This is a genomic window from Haliscomenobacter sp., from assembly GCF_040403615.1.
Taxonomy (GTDB): Bacteria; Bacteroidota; Bacteroidia; order Chitinophagales; family Saprospiraceae; genus Haliscomenobacter.
In genome coordinates this window covers 1-22,405 of sequence record NZ_JBBAKG010000040.1, presented here as the reverse complement: position 1 = coordinate 22,405, position 22,405 = coordinate 1, and the positions used below count along the sequence as shown (strand labels likewise).

The 22,405-nt window shown below is 45.0% G+C and carries 19 protein-coding genes; 9 read left to right on the top strand and 10 right to left on the bottom strand.

What is annotated here, in order from left to right; all coding sequences use genetic code 11:
- The first annotated feature begins 47 nt into the window (after positions 1-47).
- The gene (locus ABW391_RS14500; RefSeq protein ID WP_353482603.1) at positions 48-2,432 is read left to right on the top strand and encodes an outer membrane beta-barrel protein; all 2,385 of its coding nucleotides are present in this window, start codon (positions 48-50) and stop codon (positions 2,430-2,432) included.
- A 110-nt stretch (positions 2,433-2,542) separates the two neighbouring features.
- On the opposite strand, the gene ABW391_RS14495 is transcribed toward ABW391_RS14500, so the two are convergent.
- The gene (locus tag ABW391_RS14495) at positions 2,543-3,646 is read right to left on the bottom strand and encodes an alkaline phosphatase (RefSeq protein WP_353482602.1); all 1,104 of its coding nucleotides are present in this window, start codon (positions 3,644-3,646) and stop codon (positions 2,543-2,545) included.
- Between the two features lie 53 nt (positions 3,647-3,699).
- Complete coding sequence (dprA, locus tag ABW391_RS14490; RefSeq protein ID WP_353482601.1) at positions 3,700-4,794, bottom strand: DNA-processing protein DprA; 1,095 nt, start codon at positions 4,792-4,794, stop codon at positions 3,700-3,702.
- Between the two features lie 186 nt (positions 4,795-4,980).
- On the opposite strand from dprA, the gene ABW391_RS14485 reads away from it, so the two are divergent.
- Positions 4,981-5,478: an SH3 domain-containing protein gene (locus tag ABW391_RS14485; RefSeq protein WP_353482600.1), complete on the top strand. Its 498-nt coding sequence runs from the start codon at positions 4,981-4,983 to the stop codon at positions 5,476-5,478.
- 84 nt (positions 5,479-5,562) lie between these two features.
- Here ABW391_RS14485 and ABW391_RS14480 read toward each other — a convergent pair whose 3' ends face one another.
- Both ABW391_RS14480 and ABW391_RS14475 read right to left on the bottom strand, forming a co-directional pair.
- Entirely contained in the window at positions 5,563-6,273 is a 711-nt protein-coding gene (locus tag ABW391_RS14480) for a glucosaminidase domain-containing protein (RefSeq protein WP_353482599.1), read from the bottom strand.
- Positions 6,274-6,376: 103 nt separating this feature from the next.
- Positions 6,377-7,588: an HD domain-containing protein gene (locus ABW391_RS14475; protein WP_353482598.1), complete on the bottom strand. Its 1,212-nt coding sequence runs from the start codon at positions 7,586-7,588 to the stop codon at positions 6,377-6,379.
- A 150-nt stretch (positions 7,589-7,738) separates the two neighbouring features.
- On the opposite strand from ABW391_RS14475, the gene porX reads away from it, so the two are divergent.
- The 3 genes from porX (at position 7,739) to ABW391_RS14460 (ending at position 11,565) form a co-directional block, all read left to right on the top strand.
- The gene (gene porX / locus ABW391_RS14470; protein WP_353482597.1) at positions 7,739-9,295 is read left to right on the top strand and encodes a T9SS response regulator signal transducer PorX; all 1,557 of its coding nucleotides are present in this window, start codon (positions 7,739-7,741) and stop codon (positions 9,293-9,295) included.
- Positions 9,296-9,297: 2 nt separating this feature from the next.
- Positions 9,298-9,828: a DedA family protein gene (locus tag ABW391_RS14465; RefSeq protein WP_353482596.1), complete on the top strand. Its 531-nt coding sequence runs from the start codon at positions 9,298-9,300 to the stop codon at positions 9,826-9,828.
- Between the two features lie 99 nt (positions 9,829-9,927).
- The gene (locus ABW391_RS14460) at positions 9,928-11,565 is read left to right on the top strand and encodes a carboxylesterase/lipase family protein (protein WP_353482595.1); all 1,638 of its coding nucleotides are present in this window, start codon (positions 9,928-9,930) and stop codon (positions 11,563-11,565) included.
- A 62-nt stretch (positions 11,566-11,627) separates the two neighbouring features.
- Here the strand turns inward: ABW391_RS14460 and ABW391_RS14455 are convergent, their stop codons facing one another.
- Positions 11,628-12,521: an EamA family transporter gene (locus ABW391_RS14455; protein WP_353482594.1), complete on the bottom strand. Its 894-nt coding sequence runs from the start codon at positions 12,519-12,521 to the stop codon at positions 11,628-11,630.
- A gap of 132 nt (positions 12,522-12,653) precedes the next feature.
- On the bottom strand, positions 12,654-13,010 hold the full coding sequence (locus ABW391_RS14450; RefSeq protein ID WP_353482593.1) for a hypothetical protein: 357 nt from the start codon (positions 13,008-13,010) through the stop codon (positions 12,654-12,656).
- Positions 13,011-13,427: 417 nt separating this feature from the next.
- Between ABW391_RS14450 and ABW391_RS14445 the strand changes: the two genes are divergently transcribed.
- Positions 13,428-13,814 carry a hypothetical protein gene (locus ABW391_RS14445; protein WP_353482592.1) on the top strand — a complete coding sequence of 129 codons (387 nt, stop codon included), beginning with the start codon at positions 13,428-13,430 and terminating at the stop codon, positions 13,812-13,814.
- 9 nt (positions 13,815-13,823) lie between these two features.
- On the opposite strand, the gene ABW391_RS14440 is transcribed toward ABW391_RS14445, so the two are convergent.
- The 4 genes from ABW391_RS14440 to ABW391_RS14425 all read right to left on the bottom strand — a co-directional run bounded on the left by ABW391_RS14440 (position 13,824) and on the right by ABW391_RS14425 (position 17,970).
- Positions 13,824-14,552 (bottom strand): tRNA threonylcarbamoyladenosine dehydratase, encoded by a 729-nt coding sequence (locus tag ABW391_RS14440; RefSeq protein ID WP_353482591.1) that lies wholly within the window; start codon positions 14,550-14,552, stop codon positions 13,824-13,826.
- On the bottom strand, positions 14,552-15,217 hold the full coding sequence (locus ABW391_RS14435; RefSeq protein WP_353482590.1) for a TatD family hydrolase: 666 nt from the start codon (positions 15,215-15,217) through the stop codon (positions 14,552-14,554). Before ABW391_RS14435 ends, ABW391_RS14440 begins: the two co-directional genes overlap by 1 nt.
- Positions 15,214-15,873: a uracil phosphoribosyltransferase gene (gene upp, locus ABW391_RS14430; protein ID WP_502916328.1), complete on the bottom strand. Its 660-nt coding sequence runs from the start codon at positions 15,871-15,873 to the stop codon at positions 15,214-15,216. The genes ABW391_RS14435 and upp overlap by 4 nt, the downstream gene beginning before the upstream one ends.
- 141 nt (positions 15,874-16,014) lie before the next feature.
- Positions 16,015-17,970 carry a transglutaminase domain-containing protein gene (locus ABW391_RS14425; RefSeq protein ID WP_353482589.1) on the bottom strand — a complete coding sequence of 652 codons (1,956 nt, stop codon included), beginning with the start codon at positions 17,968-17,970 and terminating at the stop codon, positions 16,015-16,017.
- A gap of 191 nt (positions 17,971-18,161) precedes the next feature.
- On the opposite strand from ABW391_RS14425, the gene ABW391_RS14420 reads away from it, so the two are divergent.
- From ABW391_RS14420 to ABW391_RS14410, 3 genes are read left to right on the top strand one after another with little or no spacing between them, the layout of a single operon-like run.
- Positions 18,162-18,845 (top strand): carboxypeptidase regulatory-like domain-containing protein, encoded by a 684-nt coding sequence (locus tag ABW391_RS14420; protein WP_353482588.1) that lies wholly within the window; start codon positions 18,162-18,164, stop codon positions 18,843-18,845.
- Positions 18,846-18,881: 36 nt separating this feature from the next.
- Positions 18,882-20,060 (top strand): hypothetical protein, encoded by a 1,179-nt coding sequence (locus ABW391_RS14415; protein ID WP_353482587.1) that lies wholly within the window; start codon positions 18,882-18,884, stop codon positions 20,058-20,060.
- 23 nt (positions 20,061-20,083) lie between these two features.
- Positions 20,084-22,369, top strand: a complete 2,286-nt coding sequence (locus ABW391_RS14410) for a tetratricopeptide repeat-containing sensor histidine kinase (RefSeq protein ID WP_353482586.1) — start codon at positions 20,084-20,086, stop codon at positions 22,367-22,369.
- Positions 22,370-22,405 lie beyond the last annotated feature (36 nt).

Below are 22,405 nucleotides of genomic sequence, written 5' to 3'. Positions count from 1 at the left end.
CGCATCTCTTCATTTCAAAGACATTTTTACACCATCACCTGACTGTTATGAAACTTCTAATCACCCTTGGAGGAGCTTGCTTGTTGTGCTTGTCCCTCCATGCCCAGGCCAAACTCAGTGGCAAATTGCTGGATGAAAAGCGAACCGCAATATCCTACGCCAATGTGTTATTGCTAGAACCCAAAGATTCTAGTATGATCAAAGCTGCTATTTCCAACGATGATGGAAGCTTTGAACTCACTGCTGTTCCAACAGGTAAAACCTACCTCTTGCGGGTTGTAATGCTCGGTTTTTTGGATCATTTCCAAAAAATTGAAACCCTGACAGAAGACCTTAAACTTCCCGATATTGCCTTAAATACCGTTTCGAAAACCCTGGCTACCGCCGAAATCGTTGCCCGCAAACCATTCCTTGAACAAAGAGCGGGTACGATGATTGTCAATGTGGCCAACAGCATCACTGGCGCGAGTGGTAGCGCGTTGGATGTATTGCGCAAAGTGCCCGGTATGATTGTGGTCAACGACAAAATCAGCCTGGCTGGCCAACAAGGTTTGTCTATTCTGATCGATGGTCGACCTACCCAGTACATGGACATGCAGAGTTTGTTGAAGGACATGCCTTCGGCCAATATCGACCGCATTGAAGTAATCAGCCAGCCAGGTTCTCGATTTGATGCCCAGGGAACCGGAGCAGTAATCAACATCATTTTGAAGCGCAACATGAAACTGGGGCTGAACGGAACCGCTACACTTGGCGCGGGTGTGGGTAAATTCTGGAAATACCGGAGTTCTGGTACTATGAATTTTCGCAACGAAAAATTCAACTTTACCAATTCCGTCGCTTTCAGCCACCGCACCTGGTACGAAGCCTTGAACCTGGATCGCATTGTAGGCAATGAGGTGTACAGCCAGCGCAATTTTCAGCCTGGGCTACCATATTCGCTCAATTTGAAATCGGGAGTAGACCACTATTTAAGCAAGATGCAAACGGTGGGTATGTCTGTCAACGTGTTGGGAACAACCAACCAAGCGACCAATGAGAACAAAACCTCCATTTTATCTCAGGATTTACAAAAATCCCGGGCTGAATTGTTGACCACCAACGAGACCAACCGCAAAACCGGATTTGTCAACGTGGATGCCTATTACGAACTGAAACTGGACACCAGCGGCCAGAAAATCAATGCCGATGTAAGTGTAAACCGTTATGGCAGGGAGGTTAGCAACCTGTTGCAAACTACACTGACAGTTGGAAGCGATCAATACCCAAACCGCAGACAGGAGCAACCTGGCAACACGGCCATCGAAGCCTATCGACTGGATTATACCAAGCCTTTTGGAAAAAAACTCAAAATTGAAACGGGCCTTAAATACAGCCATGCCATCGTTGACAACGACTTGCAAGCCAACATCTTTACCGACAATATTTGGGTGAATGATCCAACCCTGAGCAACCACTTTATTTTTACGGAGGAAATATCGGCGGCTTATGTTTCTTCCGATTTTACGCTGGGTAAAGTAGAAGGACAAGCGGGTTTGCGGTACGAAAACTCTTTGTCTAAGGGGTACTCCGTTACCTTAGATAGTGCCCAAAAGCGGCACATCTCCCGTTTGTTTCCCAGTTTGAGTCTTTCTGCTCCATTAACGGATAAATTGGGTGTAGCATTGGCCTACAGCAACCGGATTAACCGGCCAAGTTACAATTCGTTGAACCCCTTTGTGCGGTTCCTTGACCCGTACACCTATCAGAAGGGCAACCCTTTTTTGCGCCCGGAAATCACCGACTCCTACAAGCTTTCCTTGACGTACGACAAGCAGCCTTTTTTTAACCTGGAATACAGTCGTACCAACAACGCCATCCAATTGGTGACCCAGCAAGACTCGGTAACAGGGGTAGGTTTTGGGATGGACGACAACCTGGCCAAATTCGAACGCTACGGAGGTAGCCTGTTTTTTCCCCTTGAATTCATTAAGCAATTATCCGGCTATGGTGGCGTGATGGTTTATTACAACCACTATCAATCAGAAGTCTTTAAAGAACAGTTCAACCAGGGGCGCTGGAATGTTGTCGCCTTTATTCAAGGAACGTACACCCTGCCCAAGGATTGGAAAATTGAAGTTGGTGGATGGTACAATGGCCCCGGTATTGAAGGCATCCAGATCAGCCAGCACTTGTACAGTGTGAGTTTGGGCGTGCAAAAGAAAATCCTCAAAAACAAGGGCAACCTCAACCTGAGCATGGACGACATACTCTTCCGGTACTGGCATGGCCAAATCGACCACGCCGATTTTAAAGCGAAAATCCTTTCAGAATGGGAAACCAGGATTGTCAATTTGACTTTCACCTACAATTTTGGCAATCAATACCTGAATAAAGCCGAACGAAGAAGAAGCGGAGCTTCTGATGAGCAAAGAAGGGTAGGGGATAAGTAAAGAACAGAATTTAAATAAAGAGGAGAGTATAGCACATTGCCGAAGGCGGGGTGCTATACTCTCCTCTTTATTTAAATTTGAACCGGACACTATTGGGATTTAGAGGTGCCCTAAAACCCCAATACCTGCTTCATCTTTGCGAAAATCGCAGTATTCTCATACACCCCGGCAAACAAATCAGCTCCAGGCCCAAAGGCAAATACAGGAACCAATTGCGCAGTATGGTTGGTCGTGGTAAATACGCCTTTAATGCTTCCAAATTCAGAGCCGGGGTTGATGGCATAGCCCCCAGTTTCGTGATCTGCGGTTACGATAACCAAGGTTTCGCCGTCGGCAGCGGCAAAGTCCAGAACTTTACCAACCGTTTTATCAAAATCAACCATTTCGCTGACGATGTAATCAGAATTATTGGCGTGGCCGCCCCAGTCAATTTGAGAACCTTCCACCATCAAGAAAAATCCCTTTTCGGATTGTTGTTTCAACTGCTGAATGGCCAGGATACTCATTGGGGCAAGGTAACTTCGACCTTCCGAAACCTTGGGTGGATCGAGTTCTGCACTGAAATAGGCAAATTTCTTTTGGGGGTCAGGTGTAATTGTGCCAGACTGAGTATAGTCCGAAACCTGAAATCCCTTGTCTTTCAGTTCTTGGTATAAATTTCTTGTATCTGTGGTGCGCTGGTCGAAGTATTTTTTCCCGCCCCCAACAAAAAAATCAATCTCTGACTTAAGGAACCAGGTAGCGATTTCTTCCTCTTTTCTGCGATTGCGTACGTGGGCCACAAATGCGGCGGGCGTTGCGTCGGTAATGGTTGAGGTAACCACCAATCCGGTGGCCAAGCCTCTACGTTCGGCTTCTTCCATGATGGTTTTCAATTGGGTACTGTCCACATCAACACCAATCGCTCCGTTGTAAGTTTTGACGCCAGTAGCAATGGCGGTTGCACCAGCAGCCGAGTCGGTAATCAGGTCATTGGCAGCATAGGGCTTTTGTAGCCCAGCTATCGGGAAGCGTTCAAACTGACTTTGATTGTTGTTGAAGTACATGCCCGCACTGAGCTGGGTCAACCCCATGCCATCGCCAATCAGCAAGATCACATTTTTGACTTTGGCTACTGGGGTGATTGATCCAGTAGGGGTACCTTTGGGTGCTTTTTGGCTAAAAATGGGCAAACTCAACAGGATTGCCAGTGAGCACAGCATCAGTTTTTTCATCTAATCTTGTCTTTAAGCGTGTGTTTGGTTGACCCAATTGAGAAAGAAAAAGCTTAGACCAGTACATACCGCTTACCCGGTAAAGCTTTAATGACCCCTTTAAACTCCAGTTCGAGCAATAAAGCGGCCATTTCGCTATTGGATTTTTGAGCCAAATAAGTAAGCGTGTCAATGTCTTTTCCTTCATCATGACGCAACAAATTTACGATATTTTTTTCTTCCACATCCAGTTCTGTAAAAAGCTGTTGCTGAATACCCTGTCCGCTGATGCTTAAATCCCAGCGCAGCATCCGAATCAAGTCGTCCGCGCTTTCAAGAAGGTGCGCCTGATGGGTTTTAATCAGTGCATTGCAGCCTGCGGAATAGGGGTCTTTAATTCTGCCCGGCACTGCAAAAACGTCCTTGTCGTAATCGTTGGCAAAGTTGGCAGTGATGATGGAGCCGCCATGTCGCGCTGTTTCTACCACCAGCAAGGCATCGCACATGCCCGCAATGATGCGGTTGCGCAGCGGGAAATGTTCTTTTTCGGCAGTGGTTTCAAACCCATATTCTGTAAGGATTCCGCCATTTTCGAGCATTCTTTGTGCTGCTGAATGATGCGCCGGAGGGTATAAATGAGCCAGGCCATGGGCCAATACGCCAATGGTTGGCAACTTAAGTTCAAGTGCTTTGCGGTGGGCACAAATGTCAATGCCATAAGCCAATCCGCTGATGATAAGGGGATTAAAAGGCAAAATTTGCTCTAAAAACTCTTCGCAAAATGCAGTGCCCTGAATACTAGGCTTGCGCGTCCCCACTATGGAAATGACCCTATCTGGATTTAAATTGGTGTTTCCCTTGAAATAAATGACCAATGGACTATCTGGATAATTTTTTAAACGACTGGGGTACTGATCATCAAGATAGAAAAGGGCAGAGATGCCATGCTGCTCTAGGTGCCAGAGTTCTTTTTCGGCCAATGTTAAAGGTTCAGTGGACTTGATTTGCTGAACCAATTGTGCGCCAATACCGGGAATTTTGAGCAACGCTTTGGTGTTGCTCTCAAATACATCTTTGGGACTACCGCAATAACTCACTAAAGTACGGGCTGTTATCGGCCCTACTTTGGGTATTTTTGTAAGTGCAATTTGGTAAAATAAATGCTCCATTGCAAAAACGAATATCTTTGTAGAGGGCGATAAAAAAATAAGTGTTTCATTTTGCCAAAGGATTAAATGAGTAAAACGGTTCATTTCAAGTTTCTTATCTAATCCTTTGGCTTCGAAAAAATGAAACACTTACTTTTGCCCCACTACTATGTGATTTGAATTTTTATTACTTCCAAACAAAATACTATGAGTGAAAAAAAAGGGTCAATCCTGCCCAGTTTGGAACTGCTCCTTATCGCTGCTTTTTTTGTCGGTTTTGCGGTTTGGGCTTTTAGAAAGTGTTCAGCTACACAGGCCAAATACAGTCGTAGGGCCGAAACCGAACACATTCGCAACTTGGAAGACAGTCTTGGACATGCCATCAAAAACGCAAAAAAAGATACTATTGTGCCAGTGGCTACGCCCACCGTCTCTGGCCCTGCGTTGGCGGTACTTTATGTAAGCATCGAAGGGTTGAAAGTGCGCAAGACCCCAAACCTGAACGCTGAAATTTTGGAAAGCCTGACCCTCTTTGATGAAGTGTACTACCTCAACGAAGTAACAGATTCACAAACCACTGTAAACCTGGGAAAAGAAACGGTTACGGAGCCTTGGGTGAAAATCCAGACTCGGAAAGGTCGCTCAGGATGGGTTTTTGGAGCAGGAGTACACTACTACCGCCGCAAGCACCCAGGAGCTGAATAGCAATTATAGTTTGAAAGGTATGACAATTAAGGTAGCAAAAATACAAAACTCGAATAAATAGACCGGCTTTTAGCCCGTTTTATTTCAATGGGTGTCCCAGGAAGTCAATTCGTACTTTTCAATGATTTCCAAAACTGCTTTGGCATCGCTTTTTGTGGGATAAAAACCAAGGGTTTGCAAGGTATCTATCCATCCTGTTACGTCTGTTGTTCGTTTTGTTCGCAATGGCGAAAAAGCGCCTGTTGTGATGTAGTAACTGTGGTCTCGGAAACTCATCCAGGCTGTTTCGTAATTGCGCAAACAGGATTTTTCATTATTGAAGGTTGGTCCTTGCCAATCGCTGGTGCAGTGTAGATTAAAGAAGTTGTTTGCACCTTGCGATGCAGCACTTTGCCCAGCCTGGCTCATCATCAGGGCATTGGCCAAAATAATGGAAGCTGGAATCCCGAATTTGTGTTGTTCGTTGACGGCAACCTTTACAAAGCGATGGATAAATGCCTTGACGGATACGTCATCGATGTTGCTCAAGTGTGCGGCCAAGGTAGAGGAGGATTCTTTGGTTGGAAAAGGATCCAGAGAAAATTTGTTACTCTCCGTGGTGAGTGACCGCTGATTAACGGTATAGCCTTTTTTGGGGCTTGCAAGGGGTTGCAAGGGGAGCTTTTCTTCAGACTTGACCGGAGTATTCATGTTGATGCGCAAGCTCAGGTTTTTACGCGTGGCCCCGTATACCAAAAGCAGTACAATGGCCAGCTTGAGCCAATTCTTCTTTAGATATTTTTCCACCTTGCCCATAAAAATGTCTTTGAGTTGTAAATATTTTAAATCAACTCAAAAATACACAAAATGTTCTTAATTGCCAAGTCTTTTTAATTTTTTTCAACAAAAAAAACAAAATTTAAAATTTGGGATAGGCGAGGTAGTACTTGGTTACGTTTTTGAAATGTAGCCCGGATTCCAGGAGCTCTGACATGGGTTGTGCTACGCCATTTTTAAACAGAATTTTGATTTCACCACTTTGCGGATTGTAGGCATGATTGCTTTCCTGGCCATTCAGCAACAGGTAAGCCATATCGGAGGCAGGCCCTTGCCACCATTCTTCAATTTTTTGTTTGAGTGCCTGGCGGTAAGCGGGTTCAAATTTGCGGTTGGCCATTTCAAGTTTGAACAACTTTCGGTTGATCAAGCCCGTAGACAAAAAACTCAGCACCCGATCATCCGCTTTCATCCAGCCTTTGATGGCGGCAAAAATGTCGTAATCATCCAAGCCGGCAAATGCATCCAATAATTCATCCCGACGAGACAGAAAGTCGGTTTCTGAAAAATCATGGTGAATAAATATTTCCAGATTGGGTGGGCAATACAATGAGCCGCCTTCTTTGACGATCTGTTTGGCACGACGCAAGATTTGAATCAACATTTGCTCGGCAGCAAGCACCGTTTTGTGCAAATACACTTGCCAATACATCAAACGGCGGGCAATCAGAAATTTTTCAATCGAATAAATGCCTTTTTCTTCTACCACCAATTCACCTTCGTGTACTGCCAACATTTTAATGATCCGGTCGTACCCAATCACGCCCTCATACACCCCCGTGAAAAAACTGTCGCGGGTGAGGTAATCCATCCGATCCATATCCAATTGACTGGAAACCAACTGATGCAAGAATTTCTTAGGGTAGGTATCCTCAAATATCTGAATGGCCAGGCTCAGTGCGCCGTCGAATTCTTCATTGAGTTTTTGCATGAACAACTCCGAAAGGCGCTCGTGGTGCACATTGATCAGGGTAGTTTCCAGGGTATGAGAAAAAGGCCCATGGCCGATGTCGTGGAGCAAAATGGCAATTTGTACCGCAAGGGACTCTTCATCGTTGATGTCGGCTCCCTTTGCTCTAAGCACGTCAATTGCCTGAGTCATCAAGTGGAATGCTCCAAGGGCATGGTGAAAGCGCGTATGCAGCGCGCCAGGATACACATAATGCGTCAAACTGACTTGCTTGATGCGCCGCAAACGCTGAAAGTATGGATGCTCAATCAAATTAAAAATGATGCCATAAGGCACTGTAACAAACCCGTAAACGGGGTCATTGAAGATTTTGTGGGTGGCCATACTTGAAATTTGTTACAAATCTCAAAAACTCTATCCACCTGAACAATAATATTGAAGAAAAGATGATTTTTGTGTTATCGTAAATACGCGCGACTTAACTAGATCTGAAAAAATCAACCCTCGAACTTTTTCGTGGGCTAAAAATCTACCATGGATAAAATCATCATACTTTGGGCTGACGATGAGATCGACCTGCTGCGTCCCCAGATCCTGTTTTTGGAAAAAAAAGGCTACGAAGTAATAACAGTGACCAACGGCCACGATGCCCTGGAAGAATGCCAGCAAAACCGCAACATCGATGTGGTTTTTTTGGACGAAAGCATGCCTGGTATCACTGGGCTGGAAACCCTTTCCCGCATCAAAGCAGAAATTCCATTGTTGCCCATTGTGATGATCACGAAAAACGAGGCAGAAAATGTAATGGAAGAAGCTTTGGGCTCTCAGATCGCCGATTATCTGATTAAGCCGGTCAACCCCAACCAGATTCTGCTGACCCTCAAAAAAATCATCGACAACAAACGCCTGGTTCGCGAGAAGACTTCTTCGGATTACCAGCAGGAGTTTCGTCAGATTTTTACGGAAATCAACAGCGGACTCAATTTTGAGGAGTGGGTGGAGGTGTACAAGCGCATCATCAACTGGGAACTCAAAATCGATAGCTCCAACTCGACAGAAATGGGCGACATTTTGTCCATGCAGAAAAAAGAAGCCAATACCGAGTTTTCAAAATATGTGGCCAAAAACTACCTGAATTGGGTGCAAGCCGATAGCGATGGCCCGGTGATGTCGCACCAGTTGTTTCGGCGCAAGATCTTTCCTCAAATTGCAGGCAATCCACCCACTTTTGTGTTGTTGCTCGATAATCTACGTTTCGATCAATGGAAGGTCATCGAGCCTGCCATGACGGAACTCTTTAGAGTGGAAGATGAGGATTACTTCTGTAGTATTTTGCCAACTGCAACCCAGTACAGCCGCAACGCCATATTTGCAGGAATGATGCCCGCCGAAATCGACAAACAATTCCCGGATTGGTGGCTAAACGACTATGAAGAAGGGGGCAAAAACCTGTATGAAAACGAACTCCTGGGCGAGCAAATTCGCAAGACCATCCGCAAAGAGTTCAAGTACGATTACCTCAAAATCACCAACGTTGCAGCCGCCCGACAAATGCAGGACAACGTCTTGAACTATGTCAAAAACGACTTGACTGTCATCGTCTACAATTTCATCGACATGCTCTCGCATGCCCGTACGGAGATGGAAGTACTCAAAGAATTGGCTGGTGATGAAAAGGCTTACCGTTCCTTGACTAGATCCTGGTTTGAGAATTCACCCTTGTATGGCGCGTTGCAAAAATTGGCGGAAAAAGAGATCCAATTGATTGTCACCACCGACCACGGCACTATTCGGGTGAATACCCCTTCAAAAGTGGTAGGAGATCGCGATACGACCACAAATTTGCGTTACAAAATGGGACGCAACCTGCAATACGACAAAAAAGACGTACTCGAAATTCGGGATCCTTTGCAAGCCCGCTTGCCACGTCCCAATGTGAGCTCTTCTTACATTTTTGCCAAAGAAGATATTTTCTTTTTGTACCCCAACAACTACAACCACTACCACAATTATTACAAAAATACCTTCCAGCACGGTGGGATCTCCCTTGAAGAGATGATTTGCCCGGTGGTAAGGTTGAAATCAAAATAAACGTGAACCCAATCGGTTACCTGGGCATATTTGTTGGTGCAGTGCTGGAGGGCGAGGTGGTATACATCAGCGCCATCCAGGCTGCACGAGCAGGGTATGTCGATTTTTATGGAGCCATGCTCACTTTTTTTCTGGGTACTTTTTGCACCGATTGGTTTTATTTTCTGACAGGCCGCAGCCAGGGGCGCAGGTACCTGGAGCGCAATGAAAAATTGCAACGCAAAGCTGCCAAAATTGATCAGTGGATTGAAAAAAAAGGTACGCTCCTCTTGCTTTCTTACCGCTTTATTTATGGTTTTCGGATTGTATTGCCCCTGCTTTTTGGGGTGAGCAAATTGTCGATTTACCGATTTCTCCTGTTTAGTTTGATCAGTACCAGCATCTGGATGGGTATTTACGGCTGGATTGGATATTATTTTACTTCCTGGTTATTGACGCAGTTGAAATCGGGCAATGCATTGCTTGCTGTAATGACCGCAGTAGTAGTAGGTGTCATCCTTTGGCTCAGAAGTCGAAGGAAAACAGGATTTTAAATTTCTTTCTACACATTTCTTCGCAGATTCTAATCTCCATGGTGGTATTTTTTTTAACATTGTATCATTTTGTTACAATAACCTTTTCAACCTGATACAATGTTCAGATCACAATTTATACTTGCGTTTTTTATGTTGATAAGCCTATCGACGTGGGCGCAGACCAACAACTTCTTCGCGGTTCAAGCCAAAATTGAAAATGGCACCATCGAAGGCGATTACGATACCCGCACTGGCATCCAGTTTTACCGTGGCGTTCCTTACGCCAAACCTCCGGTTGGTCAATTGCGTTGGAAAGCACCCCAACCTCTCGACAACTGGAAAGGAGTACTCCCCACCAAAAAATTTAGTCCAAGAGCAGTCCAAGGCATCGTATTTGGCGACATGAAAAGCCGCTCCGAAGGACTGAGCGAAGACTGCCTGTACCTCAACGTGTGGACTCCAGCCAAACGCAACACCAAAAACCTGCCCGTATTGGTTTACTTCTTTGGTGGTGGTTTTGTAGCCGGCGATGGAGCAGAACCACGTTACGACGGCGAGAGCATGGCCAAAAAAGGGATCGTAGTGGTGACCGTCAATTACCGCTTGAACATCTTTGGCTTTTTTGCGCACCCTGAGCTGAGTGCCGAAGCTTCTTACAAAGCCTCAGGCAATTATGGACTGCTTGATCAAAACGCAGCTTTGAAGTGGGTACAAAAAAACATTGCCGCATTTGGTGGCGATCCCAAAAAAGTGACCATTGCCGGAGAGTCTGCGGGTTCTATCGCGGTATGTGCACAAATGATTTCTCCTTTGTCCAAAGGTTTGATTGCCGGTGCGATTGGCGAAAGTGGCGCGGGAATTTTCCCAACTTTGTATCCGGTTCCTTTGGCAGAAGCCGAAAAAACGGGTCTTGAATTCGCTAAAAATACGGGATATCCTACTTTGGCTCAGTTGCGCGCACTCAGCACCCGCGAAATTTTCGAATTGTACCAGGAATCCAAGCGTTTTGGCTTTTCTACAGTGATTGATGGCTATTTTATGCCCAAAACAGCTCCTGAGGTTTTCAACGCAAAACAACAAGCCATGGTGCCTCTGTTGTTGGGCTGGAACTCAGCAGAAATGACTGGGATGGCCTTTATGCAGGGACTGCCCTACAATGAAGAAAACTATGCCAAAAAAGTAAAGGAGGCATATCCGAAAGATCATGAGGAAGTACTCAAGTTGTATCCGCACAGCTCAGAAAAAGAAATCGAATATTCGGCTACAGCACTGGCTTCAGATCGCTTTATAGCCTACAGCACCTGGAAATGGTTTGATTTGCACCTCAAAAACAGCGATCAGCCCGTGTATCGCTATTTGTACAGCAAAATACGCCCACCTTTGGCCGATCAAAGTCAAGCTTCTGGGCTTGCTGGTGGAACCGTGAAAAAAGACCCCAATGCGCCTAAAGCACCCGAACCCATCGGTGCGCCCCACGCCTGCGAGATCGAGTATTGCATGGGGAACCTACACCTGGTGACTGATTATGCCTGGACACCGGATGATTATAAAGTTTCAGAAACGATGTTGAGCTATTTTGCCAATTTTGTCATCAGTGGCAATCCCAATGGCGCCAATTTACCACAATGGCCTGCGGCAAAAAAGGAAGATCGTCAGCCAGATGTAATGGTGATTGATGTAGAGTCTAAAGCGGTGAAGGCGAAAGACGATGCACGGTATCTGTTTTTGGACAAAGGATACAGCAGCAACAAGTAAGTTTATCTTGTTTTGATGGGAATATAAAAATGACCACAATTGGATTTATCTTCCGATTGTGGTCATTTCATCTTTTTGACAAATCTTCCGTTAATAAAGAACACTCCAGTAAGCATTACCGCTGCGGCAAGCAATGATCGGGTGGTTATTTGTTCGTTGTTGATGCTCCAGCCCAGGAACATGGCTACAACGGGATTGACATAATTGGTAGTGGCCACTTTTTCAGGCGAAACTTTGGACAACAAGTAATTGAAAGCCGAAAAGGCCAAGAGTGAACCCAATACAACCAGATAGAAAAATGAAAAAATTCCTTTTCCAGTTAAATTTTCCCACGCAAATTGCTTGTAGTCGCCAAAGATAAAGCTCATTGCCAACAGCGATACCCCGCCACCCATCATTTGCATGCCCGCCGATTGCATTTTTGAGGTAGGCAAATTGGCTTGGCCAATGTAGATGGAAGCATAACCCCAAGCCAAAAGCGAAAAGGCAATCCCGGCCACACCAATTAAAGTATTGCGATCTGTGGAAATTTGGGGTTGTCCAACCAGCAAAAACATGCCCAATACGCCCAAAGCAACCCCCAAAAGGCTATTCAACTGAGGGTTTTGACCCCGCATGATCCAGAGTAAAACGACGACGACCAATGGTTCAAAGGAAACCAACAATGCGGCCATTCCACTATCGACCCACTGTTCTGCCCAAACCACCAAGCCTGTGCCCAAAGCCATAAACATAAAACCTGCCCATGCAGAATTTTTCCAATGTACCAGACTTGGCCAGGGGATTTTGCGCAAAGCTGCTACGCCAAACAACAGTAGACCTGCCGTCAAAAAACGGGTTCCAGACATCAGAAATGGCGGAATTTCCCTGATGGCCAAATAATTGACCAAATAAGTTGATCCCCAAACGAGGTAAACTGTTGCAAATGAGGCAATGATGAGGTAGCGTTCACGCATGATTTCGGGTTAGAAGCCAAAGAGTATGCAAAGATCAATAAAAAAACAATAAATGATAATTAATTGTTATTTTAAACTTTCTAAAACGCTACGCTGACGTTGCTCAACGAATGAAAACCCTCATGGAAAAACTTACTTCATCGCTGAAACCTGTTCTTTCTTTGGTTTCACTGGAGTGGTAAGTTGAGTTGCCACAGCTTTTTTCGGAGATTTGTCTTCAGGTTGAATGCCTTCACAAATGAACTCTACCCGTTCGACCAGCTCATTATAAGTGGCTTCAAGGGCAGGCTTTTGATTAACGCGATTGGATCTTATTTCAGTTTTAGCTTGAAATTCATCCCAATCTTTTTTGAGATCCTCATACTCGTTGGAAGTAACGGGAGCTGCGATTTTTTCAGGAGCTTGTTTTGCTTGTTGCGCCAGGGCACAATTTAGCGAGAAAAACAGGACAAGCAGAGTTGAAAAACCAAATTTGATTTTGTAATTCATGATAACAGGGATTAAAACGGAAATTTAATTTGGGTGTAGGACTGATTTACTTTTTAAATCCTCAAATACAACGCAAAGTTGCGTCTATATTGTCCACATTATCAATGAAGAGATGAGAATGCTCGACCGAGACCCGATTTGACATCGACTAAAATGGTCAAATTATCGACCAAATGATTATTTATATCGACTAAGGTTAATTTTTCATCGAAAAAAGGTTTTATTCGGCATTCCATACTTAATTAGGCAGGAGGTTAGGAATTTAGGCCAAAAATGGGAGTAAATTTTGAATGAATGACAACTGCGAAATTTTATTTTGTAGATTCTTGCTGGATTTAAAGATACAGGGTAGGAAATATCCGGTATATTTACGCGCTGAAAATAACAATGGCCCCAAATCATCAAACATAATCATACATGGAACATCGGAGTCATTCGATTTCTGCTATCGCGGGTTTGGCTGGTGCGCTGGCTTATCTGAGTCCAATTGGCTGGGCATTATCCTTCTTGATTCAATTGTTTCGCAAAGAGGACTACATTGCTTTTCACTTGCGTCAGGCAGGGGGCATTTATGTTACTTTGGCGGCGTTGTTGTTTTTGAGTCGGATTCCTTATCAAATTGGCTTCATCCTCTGGTTGTTCGGCCTGTTGCTTTGTTTCTTTTTGTGGGTTGTTGGCTTTATGGGATCCGTGCAAAACAAACGCGTCCTTGTTCCCTACTTTGGCCCTTACTACCAAGCTTGGTTCAACATTACCTGGATTTTGGCTCGTCTTCCTTTTGGCCGCCAATTTGAAGAAGAGTAATCATTTAATTTAGTCAATCAGGTTGGTTATTTTTCTTATGGTATAAGCTGCCATATTCAGGCCAAACAGTGCAGGAAGATAAGAGATAGTGCCATAAAAGGATTTTTTGAATGCACTTCCCTCCGTGAGTTGCAGTGAACCGGGCTTGACCAATTCAGAAGAAAAAACTACTGGAAATCCCTGATCTACTCCCCTGCTGCGCAGAAATTTTCTTACCTGCTGTGCAAAAGGGCAATTGTAAGTTTTGAAAACATCATCAACTTTTACTTTGGCGGGATCTACCCGGCCTCCAGCTCCCATCGAGCTAATCAGGTTCACTTCGGCATCCAGGCAATGGGTCAATAAGTTGATTTTGGGCTGAAAGCTATCGATGCAATCCAATACACAATCAAATCCATCGCGGACCAACTCAGCCATATAATCGGGCTGTTGAAAAGCTTGTACCACCTTAAGATTCAGCTCAGGATTGATATCCAAAATGCGCTCAGCCATTACCGCGGCTTTGGGCTTTCCTATGGTTGAATTGAGTGCAGGCAGTTGGCGGTTTTTGTTGCTTACATCTACTACATCGCCATCCACAATGGTCATGTTACCGATGCCCGAGCGGCATAAAAATTCCGCAGCAAAACTTCCTACGCCACCCAACCCAACGACCAACACATTGGCTTGTCGCAATTGTTCAATTTTTTCTTCCCCAATCAGTAGTTCGGTTCTGATCAACCAGTTGTCGGTACTCATTACGTGAATTCAATTATTCTTTTCCAATTGTGGTACAACGCTGCTTCCAAGTCTTCAAGCAGAATACCCTTGAGCTGAGCAGCATGGGCGTAAAGGTCTGCAATGGGAAGCAATTTATCATCTGTTTCCAGGAAAAGTTGTCCCAGTGGGGTCTCAATCAGGCTTTGAGCCGCGGGGCTACCGGGTTTCAAGATGGCCGCGCCAAAGGAAACATTAAACCCTTTCTTGATTAAAGCCTTAAGCACACTGGGTTTGCGGTTGAATCCATGCACAATCCACGGCACAGTTGGCTGAACGCGCTGATGGGTTGCCAATAACTCTTCGTAAGCGCGAACGCAATGGATGACCAAGGGTTTGTGCAACTCCTCTGCGAGGTGCAAGCAATGCTCGAATGCAAGCTGTTGAAGTGCCAAATCGGGGCCACGAAGTTTATCCAAACCACACTCACCGATTAGTTTTACTTTAGGAGCATTTGCCGCCTCCGTCAACCAGTTCAATTGCCCCTCCCGGATTTCTTCGTGTGCAGACAAATACCAAGGATGTAATCCAATAGAGCAAGGCCCAGTCCAGGATGCAAACGCCTCTTCCTCCTGCTGATGAAAAGACCGGATGCTTAATCCTGCTTCTTCCTGTACTTCAAAATGATGGTGGTGAAAATCTATCAAAACTGCACTTTTTCCCCGTACGCCAAATCCCCCGCATCTCCCAATCCAGGAACAATATAAGACTTTGCAGTAAGTTCTTCATCCAGCGCACCCATCCAAATCCCCGCTTTAGGGTACATTCTACGCACATATTCCACACCAGGAGTAGCAGCGATAGCCGTTACAAAATGAATTTCCGAAGGTGTACCATGTTCAAGCAGTTGTTTGGCAGCAATGACCATCGAGGCGCCACTGGCCAACATGGGGTCAGCTAAAATTAAAATTTTTCCATCCAGGTTGGGGCAAGACAGGTATTCCAATTTGATTTCAAAAGTGCCATCGTGGTGGTGCTTGCGGTAAGCAGAAACAAAAGCATTTTCTGCCCCATCGAAATAATTCAGCATGCCCTGATGCAATGGTAGCCCCGCGCGCAAAATTGTGGCCAATACAATTGGCCTTGACAGCTCTTTACTTTGGGCTATGCCCAGTGGCGTTTCTACTTCAATAGAATTATAAGGCAGATGTTTACTCAATTCGTAAGCCAAGATTTCTCCCAGCCGTTCCATATTGCGCCGAAAACGCATGCGATCATTTTGGACATTGATGTTGCGCATTTCAGCAATAAAATGATGGGCAACACTCGGGTTCTTGCTCAGGTCAAATATCAGTGGCGACATGGATACAAATTTTAACTCATTTCAAAGCAAGATAAAATCTTTTACGCAAATCCCCTCAACTACAATAATCAGCACAAATGCTGATTTTAACGACCTGATCATTGGATGGTACCCAGTACTCCCCTTTTATGAGGATTTTTTTTACCGGGCTTGCCACCATTTTTTCAATTCTTCCAATTTGCCAACCCGGGCTTGCAAATCGAGCAACAAATTTCTACTGTTCGACCCCGACAGCTCCAGATAGGGTTTGGCTTTACCAAAAGCTTCTGCTGCTTGCCGGATTCGAGAAAGCGCTTCCATTTTATCCTGTGATCCCAGCGTTGGATTTTTGACCAACTTCTCGTGCAGCTTAAAGGCGACCTGAGCTTGGAAAGCTCCAATTTGAATATTGGCCAAGCCTCCTCCCGCATTGAGAAACTGGACAATGGTCAATCGATCTGATGTTGGTGAACTGGAACTGATAAATTTTAATCCTTCAACTGCATTGTGCCCGCTTTCTCGATAAACCTCCAGGGCAGTGTTGAAATTTGTGTTCAAATAAGGGAGTGGATTGTCATAAACCTGCCGATATCTGGTACTTGCAAGGTCGTATTTGGTTAAACTTTCATTGGCTAAAAACTTGGCCATTAAAAAGGGGAAATCTTCATGCATTTCCTCAATTCCTTCTGCTTGAGTGGATAAAGTGGAAGCACCTTCGATGGTTTTTTCCATGGCCAAAAGCGCGGACTTGCCCAGGTGGATTTCTGCCAAATTGTTTTCCAAGGCTCCCACTTCCAAACGACTTCGGTTGGCACTGGCATTGAGGTATGAAATGGAATTGAGGTAATGGCAGCGGGCCAGGAAGAAAATGATTTCTGATTTTTTTTCAAGCAGCGCTGCAGAATTTCCCTGGGCATAAATATTTAACGATTGCTGATAATATTGAGTTGCCAACTCGGTTTCACGCTGAATTCGATTCAACATAGGCTGCTGATTCAATTGACTTAAACCACTAATGTTTTCGCGACAGTAACGACTTAGTTGAGTATAATGGACATGCCCACGTACAAAAATCAATTCAGCTTGCATGTATTCTAACGACTGTACTTGCTGCTGAATCTTTTTCAGTCGTTCATTTTTTACGGCATTGAGGTAGGTCCAGGTACGCGTAAAATCCTGCTCAACCAATTGTAATTGCTTAAAATATCGAAGAGTATCCAATTGAACACCGGGGCCGCTTTCCTTGGCAAAAAGATTTTCATAAATCGCTACCATGGCCACAAGGCCTTGTTCATACATTTTTAGCCCCAACTGGGTCAATGCAAAATCATCATCAGGGTTAAAGCGTAAAATCCGTGCATTTATATTGAGGGTAAGTTGTAGCGTGTCCATCAAGCGCATGCGGGCAATGGTATCTGCAAAAAAGAAAGGGAGTGTACTGGCATTCTGGGGCAAAGGTGAAACCAAGTCCCAGGATTGCCATTGGGCTTGAGTCATCGGGAAGCGATTGAGTTGCCAAACCGGATCGTAAGGATAATGATCGCGAATCATGGTGACGGGATCAACCAGAAAGTATTGATCATCATGGGAAGAAGTGGGTGCTCCATTATCGAGGTCATAGTATCCTGCACCCCAGGTTGGGTCACTTAAAAACCATTTTCGATCCAATTGGATGGCCACCCAAGCATGACCAGTATCTGCAATCTGGCCATCTTCTTCTCGTACCTTGCCGGTGACAATTTCAGCTTTTAACCCCATGAGGTTGGCCAGAGATTTGTACAGATTGGCATAACCCTCGCAAACAGCAATTCGGTTTGTCAAAACATTTTCGGCGCGTTGCATTAATGTATTTTCACGTGTACCCAGCAGATTTTGCTCAATTATAGCGTGGTTGTACCGAATATTGTGGGTGATCCAACTGTATATTGAACGGGCTTTTTCCTGATCTCCAAATTTTCCAGTGCCTTTGAGGTAATACGCCAGGGAATTCAGACTTTGACTGGCTTCTTTGGGGGCATTCAGGGCATAGAAATCAACGGAGAAATAATCATTTGCCTGTGCAGTTCCTTGCAATAACGCAGTCAGCACAAAGCATAGAATAAGCAATTGGCGCAGCATAAGCATCGAGTTTTGTTAGTGGATAACGATTTCAATGAACCTAATATTAGCTATTTGTCTCTTGATCTAAAGTTGTTTATCTTTGTAAATCGGTCAAATAGTCAATGCAAAAATACCTGGAACGAATATCTATTAATTCTTCCATTGTTCAAAGTAAGTCCTGCTTATTCAACATCCCTAAAACCTAAATGATGCGTATTTTTTCAATCTTATTTTATGCATTACTGCTGATGCCTGCGGCAGATTTACCGCTCAACAAAAACAAGATTGTAGGGAAAATTTCCATTCCTGGTGATGTGCCTTTGGTCAAACGAGGCAGCAACCAAAAGTACTGCGAAGAAGAACCCGCCAGCCCGCGCAAAAAACAACTCCAACTGGAAAATCACCCCAACCGGCACGTTGTGATCAGCTTTCATCCTCTGGATTTCAAAGCTGAAATTTCTCCTACGCCCAATGCCATTGTGAACCAGATGGAAAAGACTTTTTCCCCAAAAGTATTGCCCATCACTGCTGGTAGCACCGTTGAGTTTTTGAACAGTGATACCGAAGTACACAACATTTTCAGCATGACTCCTCGGGCTAATTTTAACATTGGTCGGCGGCAACCCGGCAAATCCATTCCCCAACGTATCGAAAAAGTCGGATTGGTGGAGTTGAAATGCGACATCCATTGTGGCATGAATGCGGCTATCCTCAGTCTGGATACGCCATTTTTTACCAAAGTAAACGCCAGCGGCAATTACGAGGTCGATGGATTACCGGATGGAAACTACCGGGTGCAAGTGTACCATTACAGTCTTGGTTTCATTGAAGAAAACCTCACGGTGAAGGGTGGGGGAGTGGTTACCAAAAACCTCAACCTGGTCAAACCCTAATTTGTACAACAAATCTATTCGCCAAGCCTTGCTCTGATGAATCAAATCAATTTCTTTGGTGTCCTATGCTTTGTTCTTGCTTCATTTCCGCTTTGGGGGCAGGACAAACCCCAAATAGAACTGAATGGAACCGCCGATCTCGAATACATGAAAGGAGGCGCCAGTTCCCATTATTACCTCAATGGCATTCATAAGGATCTGAAAAATGGTGCTGTCCGCCCGCTCGAACTCAATTTTTTGGCCAAAATTCGTTTTAATCCACACCTGAGTTCAAACTTCAGGGTTCAAATGGAACGCGCTGAGGGTTTGAAATTCAATCAACTGCGCTTGGCTCAAGCCAATTTGAACTGGCAGCCGGGCGAAAGCCCCTTGCAGTTTACGGTTGGGCGCTTCGTCACGCCTTTTGGCTTGTTTTCCAATTTGCAATTGTCCACTGCCCGTACTTTTGTGGATGTACCCTTGGCATATGGTTATTTTGCCAACATTTCTGAGCAAATCGGACAAGTCAACAACCTGGGAAACGACACAAAAATATTGATCAATGGCCGCAATGAATGGGGCATTCCACTTTTGTACTACAACGGCTATTCCAATGGCATCAAAACCCGCTGGACGATAGCGCCAAGTAAGACTTTCTTGGAACTTGCGCTTACTACCGCTTCTCCAAATTTACCCAGGAATTTCCGCTTTGATCCTTTGAATTACGGCATCATCGCACGCCTTAAATTGCAACCCAAATATTTTTGGAAACAAGGTTTTTCCTTTAGTCAAGGCAAATTTTTGCAGGCAGATCCACTCAATGACAATCTACGAGACCGAAGTGGCTACCGCCAAACCATGCTGGGAACCGATTTTGTATTCGGTTTTGGCCACTTTGAAATTTCTGGAGAAGCGATGGCCGCGTTTTACCAGGTTCCCCAATACAATTTTAGTGCAAAAACCTACAGCGAAAACCGCCCCTTTCAAGCTTATTCAGGCTGGATTGACACCAAATACGAGTTTCCTTTCCTGGTTGGCGCTTATGCAGCCTGGCGTTTGGAAACCTTACAACTCAACAACAATTGGGATCAGGGCGTGTTGCGCAATTCGCTGGTTTTGGGGGCCAAAATCAAAGATATTGTCCTCATTCGTAGTGCATACGCTTTTCAATCGGTACAAAACAGCAAGCTCAAAGGCTATAATGCTTGGAGAACAACCGTGACTTTGTATTTTTGAATTCAAACCGATGACCATCAGGCATGACAAAACCAGAAGTTCGGATAAAAGTACGCTTGCTTACACTGCTTCTGGTGGTTTTGCCACTGCTTTGCCCTGCGGTTTCCATTTCCACGCCCCAACTCATTCAGCAAGCAGAAAAACTCCTGGAACATGACCAGTTGGATTCTGCGATTTTGGTGTATCAAAAAGCGATTGATCAAGCTACCTTTAAAAAGCAAAAACAGCACCTATTGCAGGCCAATTTGGGATTGGCCTCGGCCTATTTCTACCAGGGAGATTTCCCTCGGGCCAAGGATCAACTGGAGACCTGCGAAAGCACTGCCAATAAAGCCGACGATCGTGCTTACCTGCTACAAGTCTGGTTGATCTGGGCTGAAGTTTTGTTTGCCGAAGGCAATTGGCCAGCAGCGGAATCCCGACTCCGCATGCTGGAAAAACGCGCTGAACCTACTCGCGATCAAATGCCCCTGGCCAAAGGGTACAATTTTTGGGCCAAAATTTGTAGCCAGCAAGGAAAAGCAGATTTGGCCAATGCCTATTTGAAAAAAGGAAAAGCCTTGGCCTTACAATTGTCTGATAAAACTTTGGCCATCGACTTACTTACCCAATTGGCCACCAATTTCAAAAACCAGGATGGATCGCTCATCAAGGCCCAGGATTATTTGGAGGAATTGATTCGGCTTCGCGAAAAAACCAAAGACGAGCGTAATCTCATCAGTGACCATCAGGAATTGGCCGATTTATTTCGTCAAACTGGCGATCTGCCTCAGGCGCAATCACAACTGCTGAAAGCTTTGAAACTTTCCCAATCCATTCGGGATACCCTTCAACAGATGGAATTGCTGTATTCCATCGCCAAGGGTTTCCTGGCGCAAAATCAGATGGCTACTGCGGAAGAATACCTCCAACGGAGCCTGGTGATGGCAGTCGCCAAAAAAAACGAATTTAAAGTAGCTGAAATCAGGCGTTTGCAAGGGCAAAGCCTGGATAAACAGAACCAACATGATCAAGCGCTAGCCTTGTATAAAACGGCATTGAGTGGTTTTCAGCACTTGGGAAATGACCTGGAATGTGGGCGCACATTGGCACTTTTTCATCAAATTTCTGCTTCCCAACGGGCCTTGGCCTATTTTGGCAATGCTTTGACCGACAAAATAGCCAACCAGGAAACCCTCGGCGAAGTAGAAATCCGTTTGGAAATGGCCAAACTCCAACTGGAACTAAAAGAGGGAACTGCTGCCTTAGCCAACTTGAAAAATTGTGCTTCATTGGCCATCCAAGCAGGAAACCGAACCTATCTGCTGGCCATTTGGGATGCCTTGGCCAAAGCAAATGCCTTACAAGGCAACTTCAATGCCGCATATGTTTTTGCAGAACGGCACCAAAATTTGAAAGACTCTATTTTTAATGCAGAACAAACCCGCATCATCAGCGAAATGAATGCCCGGTTTGACAATGCTGCCCTGCGAGATAGCCTGCAAGTAACTGAAATTGCCAAAAATCGGGCTGAATTGCGCCAGAAAAACCAACTCAATTATTTGCTGGGTGGGGCTTTACTGGTGGTGCTACTGATTGCCTTACTGTTATTCCAAAACTACCGCACCCGAACCGAACAACGCTTGCAAGCCCAACAACTGGCTGCATTGGAAAAACAGCGAGAAGCCGATCAACTTCGTTCGATGATCAATGGAGAAGAGCAGGAACGCAAACGGATTGCCCAGGAATTGCACGACGGATTGGGCACGTTGTTGGCCACCGTCAAACTGCAATTCAATGCCGTGCAGAATGAATTGCCTGAAATTGATGCCAACAGGTCTTATCAAAAAGCGGACAGCCTATTGGATGAAGCTTGCACCGAAGTACGACAAATTTCCTACAATTTAATGCCTGCAATCCTGCAACAATACGGCCTGGAGTTTGCACTTCAAGACCTATGTGAAGGCATCAGCCGCTCGGGAAGGTTGGAAATCAGTTTCATCCCCTATGGCCTGGACTACCCTTTTGATGACCCTACGGCTGTGTCCATCTATCGAATTGTGCAGGAATTGGTCAAAAACGCCCTTCGTCACGCTGAAGCTAAAGAACTGATCGTTCAACTCAGCATCGAGGACGCACAACTTAGTATGATCATCGAAGACGATGGAAAAGGGTTCGATGTAGCAGAAAAGCTACAAAATCCTGGCATTGGCCTTCAGAGCATTCAATCGCGATTGACTTTATTAAACGGAAGCATGGAAGTTGAATCCAATCCAGATTTGGGAACTACTTTTACCATCGAGATTGCTTTAACAACGCAGAAAAATTAACTTCCCGATTTTGGGTTTTGAATAGGAAGTCGAACG

Bases quoted from the DNA above. Each gene is read 5' to 3' on its own strand.
- ABW391_RS14500 (WP_353482603.1), top strand. From the start codon at position 48: ATGAAACTTCTAATCACCCTTGGAGGAGCTTGCTTGTTGTGCTTGTCC.
- ABW391_RS14495 (WP_353482602.1), bottom strand. From the start codon at position 3,646: ATGAAAAAACTGATGCTGTGCTCACTGGCAATCCTGTTGAGTTTGCCC.
- dprA (WP_353482601.1), bottom strand. From the start codon at position 4,794: ATGGAGCATTTATTTTACCAAATTGCACTTACAAAAATACCCAAAGTA.
- ABW391_RS14485 (WP_353482600.1), top strand. From the start codon at position 4,981: ATGAGTGAAAAAAAAGGGTCAATCCTGCCCAGTTTGGAACTGCTCCTT.
- ABW391_RS14480 (WP_353482599.1), bottom strand. From the start codon at position 6,273: ATGGGCAAGGTGGAAAAATATCTAAAGAAGAATTGGCTCAAGCTGGCC.
- ABW391_RS14475 (WP_353482598.1), bottom strand. From the start codon at position 7,588: ATGGCCACCCACAAAATCTTCAATGACCCCGTTTACGGGTTTGTTACA.
- porX (WP_353482597.1), top strand. From the start codon at position 7,739: ATGGATAAAATCATCATACTTTGGGCTGACGATGAGATCGACCTGCTG.
- ABW391_RS14460 (WP_353482595.1), top strand. From the start codon at position 9,928: ATGTTCAGATCACAATTTATACTTGCGTTTTTTATGTTGATAAGCCTA.
- ABW391_RS14455 (WP_353482594.1), bottom strand. From the start codon at position 12,521: ATGCGTGAACGCTACCTCATCATTGCCTCATTTGCAACAGTTTACCTC.
- ABW391_RS14450 (WP_353482593.1), bottom strand. From the start codon at position 13,010: ATGAATTACAAAATCAAATTTGGTTTTTCAACTCTGCTTGTCCTGTTT.
- ABW391_RS14445 (WP_353482592.1), top strand. From the start codon at position 13,428: ATGGAACATCGGAGTCATTCGATTTCTGCTATCGCGGGTTTGGCTGGT.
- ABW391_RS14440 (WP_353482591.1), bottom strand. From the start codon at position 14,552: ATGAGTACCGACAACTGGTTGATCAGAACCGAACTACTGATTGGGGAA.
- upp (WP_502916328.1), bottom strand. From the start codon at position 15,873: ATGTCGCCACTGATATTTGACCTGAGCAAGAACCCGAGTGTTGCCCAT.
- ABW391_RS14425 (WP_353482589.1), bottom strand. From the start codon at position 17,970: ATGCTGCGCCAATTGCTTATTCTATGCTTTGTGCTGACTGCGTTATTG.
- ABW391_RS14420 (WP_353482588.1), top strand. From the start codon at position 18,162: ATGCGTATTTTTTCAATCTTATTTTATGCATTACTGCTGATGCCTGCG.
- ABW391_RS14415 (WP_353482587.1), top strand. From the start codon at position 18,882: ATGAATCAAATCAATTTCTTTGGTGTCCTATGCTTTGTTCTTGCTTCA.
- ABW391_RS14410 (WP_353482586.1), top strand. From the start codon at position 20,084: ATGACAAAACCAGAAGTTCGGATAAAAGTACGCTTGCTTACACTGCTT.